The 4,423-nt window shown below is 71.2% G+C and carries 1 protein-coding gene and 1 pseudogene; both read right to left on the bottom strand.

Going from position 1 to position 4,423, the window contains the following annotated elements; translation table 11 throughout:
- Positions 1–72 precede the first annotated feature (72 nt).
- Positions 73–879: pseudogene (locus tag RSA25_RS17300) on the bottom strand (OmpA family protein); the annotation flags it as partial.
- Between the two features lie 145 nt (positions 880–1,024).
- Positions 1,025–4,423: YadA-like family protein (locus tag RSA25_RS17295; protein ID WP_332810071.1), on the bottom strand; the 3,399-nt coding region annotated here is incomplete at its 5' end.

Raw genomic sequence — 4,423 nt, 5'->3', positions numbered from 1 at the left:
CCGCCCCCGGGGCGGGGGGGGGGGCCCCCCCCCGGGGCGCCGGTGGGGCACCCCCCCCCGCCCCCGCACCCCCCGGGCCCCCGCCACCCCGGAAATCTCGACGCGCCGGTTCGGGGCCAGGCAGGCGATGACCGCCTCGCGCGTGTCCTGCGTGCATTGCACCAGCGGGTCGGCCTTGCCGCGGCCTTCGGCGGTGATCGCCGCCGCCGGCACGCCGCCCTGCACCAGCGCCTCGCGCACGGCCTGCGCGCGCCGCTGCGACAGCACCTGGTTGTAGCTGTCACTGCCGATGCGATCGGTATAGCCCAACACCTGGATGGCCTGCACCTGGCTGGCACTGCGCACCTGTGCCAGCACCGCGGCCACGCTGCGCTGTCCTTCCTCGGTGAGATGGGCGCTGTCGAAGCCGAACAACGCATCGGCCGACAACCGCAGCGGCTGCTCGGGCATCGGCGCCGGCGGCGGCGCGGGCGCGGGCGGCGCCGGGGGCTGCAGCAGCGCCGCGCAGGCCTGGGGCTTCCAATAGCCGGCCTGGGCAATGCCCTTGCCATCGAAATGCACCTGGAACTGGCAGGTGAAGTAGTCGCCGTTGGGGCTGCTGCGGAAGTTGAACAGGTAGTTCCACTCGCGCACGCCCCACATACCCTCGCCGAAATGCGGCGTGCCCAGCAACGTGTAGAGCTGGCGCTTGCTCATGCCACGCGCGAACAGGCGCAGGTTGTCCAGGTCCACGAACAGGCCCTCCTTGAGGCTGGCCCGGGCCGGGTCCGGAAAGGCAATGGCACTGTCCGCCCCGGGCCCGGTGGCGGGCGCCGGCGCCGCTTCCTTGTGGCGGCCGGTGCTCGCGCAGGCGGTGAACAGCAGGACGGTCAGGCACATCGACAACGAACGCAGCAACGGGGTGGTGCCGGGGGATGGGGTTCGGGCGGACATGGCGTCTTCCTTGTGCGTGCTTCCAGGCGGGAGCCCCGGTGTGGCCGCTGGCGCGCACCGGGACGGGTCGCGGCAGGTGCGGGTCAGGCCATCACCACTGGATGCCCGCGCCCACCGACACACCGCCTTCGCCGCGGCTGTTGGTGGTGCCGGCCACCTTGTAGATCCAGCGCCCCCCTTCGGACACCCCGGAGATGCCCACGGCCACCCCGGATTCGCCGTTGTAGCTGCCCGCCGCCACCGCGGCCATGCTGCGCCCGGCCTCGTAGGGCTGCGGCAGCCCGGCGACCGCCATCGCGGCGGCCACGCCGGCCGAGGCACGGTCGTCGGTGCGGCGCAGGTTGCGGTCGAACGAATCAAAGCGTTCATCGGTGTAGGCCTTGGACCAGTCCAGGCTCTGGTTCATGCCCGCCCGCAACTGGTCCACGTTGACCGCATCGGTGCCGGCGGTGCCGGCGGCGACGTTGCGCACCGTGGTCGGCCCGCTGCTGGTGCTGCCCAGGGTGACGCTGTTGAGGTTGGTGGTGCCGTTGACCGTGGTGTCGTAGCGGATCGTGCCCTGCTGGGACGCCTGCAACTGGCGCACGTTGACCGCGTCGGTGGCTGCGCTGCCATCGCCCACATTGGTGATCTGGCGCTCGGCACCGGCACTGCCCACCGACACCGTGTTGTCGCGGCTGGCCACCGAGCCGGCACCCAGTGCCACCGCGTTGTTGCCCTGCGCGGTGGAACCGTTGCCCAGCGCGGTGCTGTTGGCGCCGGCCGCACTGGCCCCCACGCCACCGGCGGCCGAGTTGGCGCCGGTCGCCGCGGGCGCGGCCAGGTTGTTGCTGTTGTTCACCTGGAACATGCCCGAGGTGCCGTTGTTGATGTTGTTGATCTGCGTATCGGTGTACGCCTTGGACTGGTCGATGGCGTAGTCCACCCCGTTCTGCAGCTGGCCCACGTTGACCGCGTCGTAGCGGTCCGAGCCGTCGGCCACATGGGTGACCTTGCGCTCCGCACCGGTGCTGCCCACCGACACCTCACCCACCGAACTGCTGCCACCGGCCGCACCGAACGCGCCGGTGTAGCCGGTCTGCGCACCCACGCTGGCCACCGCGCCGCTGCCGAGCGCCACGCTGTTGTCGGCACTGGCCTGCGCACCATCGCCGATCGCGGTGCTGCCGCTGCCGCTGGCCGAGGCCACCGGCCCGATCGCGATGCTGTTGGCACCGCTGGCGCTGGCGGCGGCCTTGGCTGAATTGACCTGCACGAACGGGCTGCCCGCCCCCGGCTGGATCTGGTTGATCCGGGTGTTGAGGGTCAGCAGCGAATCATCCACGGCGGCAAAGGCCACGGTGACGTTGCTGTAGTCGTTGCCCAGCACGCTGCCGTCGGTGGCGATGGTGGAAATGCGGAAGGTCGGCGCGGTCCAGATCGAGGTGCCGGGATCGAAGCGGGTGGTGCCGCCGAAGTAGCCGATGATGGCGTTGTGGGTCTGGAACAGCTGGCCGCCGGTGACCGCATCGCGGCTGCCGGCCAGCAGGCTGCCGTCGGCCAGGTTGGTCAGCGCCACCGCCGCCCCGCCGCCGGTACCGCCCAGGGTGACGGTGTCGGTGGCATTGCCGCTGGCGTCCACGTCGTACTTCACCGCCAGCTTGTCCACCGCGTCGGTCTGGTCGGCCACGTTGGCCAGCGACAGGCTCACCGCATCGAAGGCGCTGCCCACGTCGGTGTAGTCGCCCGGGGTGACCTGGCCGGTGCTGGACACCGCGTTGATGGTGTAGGTGGGCGCGCTGATCACCCCGTTGGCGTCCACCGTGGCACCGCCGCCGAGGTGGCTGGCCAGCGCCTGGCTGGCGTCGAACAGCTGGGCACCGTTGATCGCCTCGGTGCTGGCCGCGCTCACCGCGCCGGCGCGCAGGTTGCGCAGGGTGGTGGTGCCGGTGCCGTTGCCCAGCGTGGCGCTGGCGTAGTTGATGCTGCCATCGGGGTTGTCGTCGTAGCGCAGCGCGCCGGCCTCGGAAGCCAGCATCTGGCCCACGTTGACCGCATCGGTGGCCAGGGTGCCGGCGGCCACGTTGACCACCTGGCGCTCGCTGCCCGCCGCCCCCACCGAAACCGTGCCGTCGCGGTCGGCCACCGCGCCGGCGCCCACGGCGATGGCGTTGACGGCCGTGGCGGTGGCGCCCATGCCCACGGCAATGCTGTCGGTGCCCGCTGCCGCCGCGGCCAGCCCGATCGAGTTCACCTTGAGGTACTTGCTGCCGACGCCGTTGCGGATGTCGGTGATCTGCGTATTGAGGTTGACCAGCGAGCCGTCCACCGCCGAGAACGCATCGGTGGCGTTGTCATACACGCCCTGGGCGATCGCGCCGCCATCGGACACGGTGGTGATGGCAAAGCTCGGCGCGGTCCATGCGCCGGTGGCCGGGTCGAAGGCGGTCAGCCCGCCAAAGTAATCCACGATGGCCTGGTTGCTGGAAAACAGCTGCGCGCCGTTGATCGCCTCGGTGCTGCCTGCCCCGATCGCCCCCGGGGCCAGGTTGGCCAGCGTGGTGGTGCCGGTGCCGCCGCCCAGGGTGATGCGGCGGTAATCGGCACCGCCGGCACCGTCATCGTCGTAGGTCACCGCGAACACATCCAGTGCGTCGATCTGGTTGATCGCGCCCTGCAGCTGGCGCACGTTCACCGCGTCGGTGGGCGCACTGCCGGCCGCCACGTTGGTGAGCTGGCGCTCGCCGCCGGCAAAGCCCACCGAGACTTCACCGGCCGAGACCTGCGCGGTGGTCAGCCCGTAGGCGCCGTAGCTGGCCTGCGCGCCGCGGTTGGCCACGCTGCGGTAGCCCAGCGCCACGCTGTTGGCCTGGGTGGAGGAGGCCTCGGCGCCCACCAACACCTGGCCGTTGGCGGTGCCGTTGGCGCTGTCGCCCACCACCACCGAATGGCCCATGCGCGCGGCATAGTCGGCCGTGGGCACGCCGGTCGGGTCGCCCGGATCGTTCAGCCCGGCCCCCGGGAAGGCCACGTTGGCATCCACCGGTGCCAGCGCGTGCCGCGCGTTGGCGCCGATCACCACTTCGCGCGATCCGTTCGCATAGGCTCCATCGCCCACCAGCACCTGGTAGTCCTGCGCGGCGTTGACCGCCCAGCAGTCGATGCTGGCCACCAGCAGGTCCACGCATTTGTTTGACCAGCCCGGCGCCTGGTCGGGCAGCACCAGCCCCAGCAGACCGTTCGGGTTGCCGTTGTTGATGTTGTAGATGTAGCTGTCGGAGGTGACGCCGCCGATCAGGGTCAGGTGCGAGCTGCCACCGGTGGTGGCCCCGCCGAGCCCGTTGAGCAGGGTGCCTGCCGGGGTCAGGTTCACCACGGGCAGGCCGAGCACGTTGGTCACCGAGTAGGTCTGCATCACGTTGGCGCTGCTCACGGCCAGGTTGCCGTTGCGCAAGTAGCCATCGCCGCCCAGCAGCCCTTGTGCGGTCGGCCCGACCAGGCTGGTCAGCGA

It is taken from the genome of Stenotrophomonas sp., assembly GCF_036662295.1.
Classification (GTDB): Bacteria; Pseudomonadota; Gammaproteobacteria; order Xanthomonadales; family Xanthomonadaceae; genus Stenotrophomonas.
Note: the sequence above shows the minus strand (reverse complement) of the source record. Positions and strands in the feature narration are given on the sequence as shown.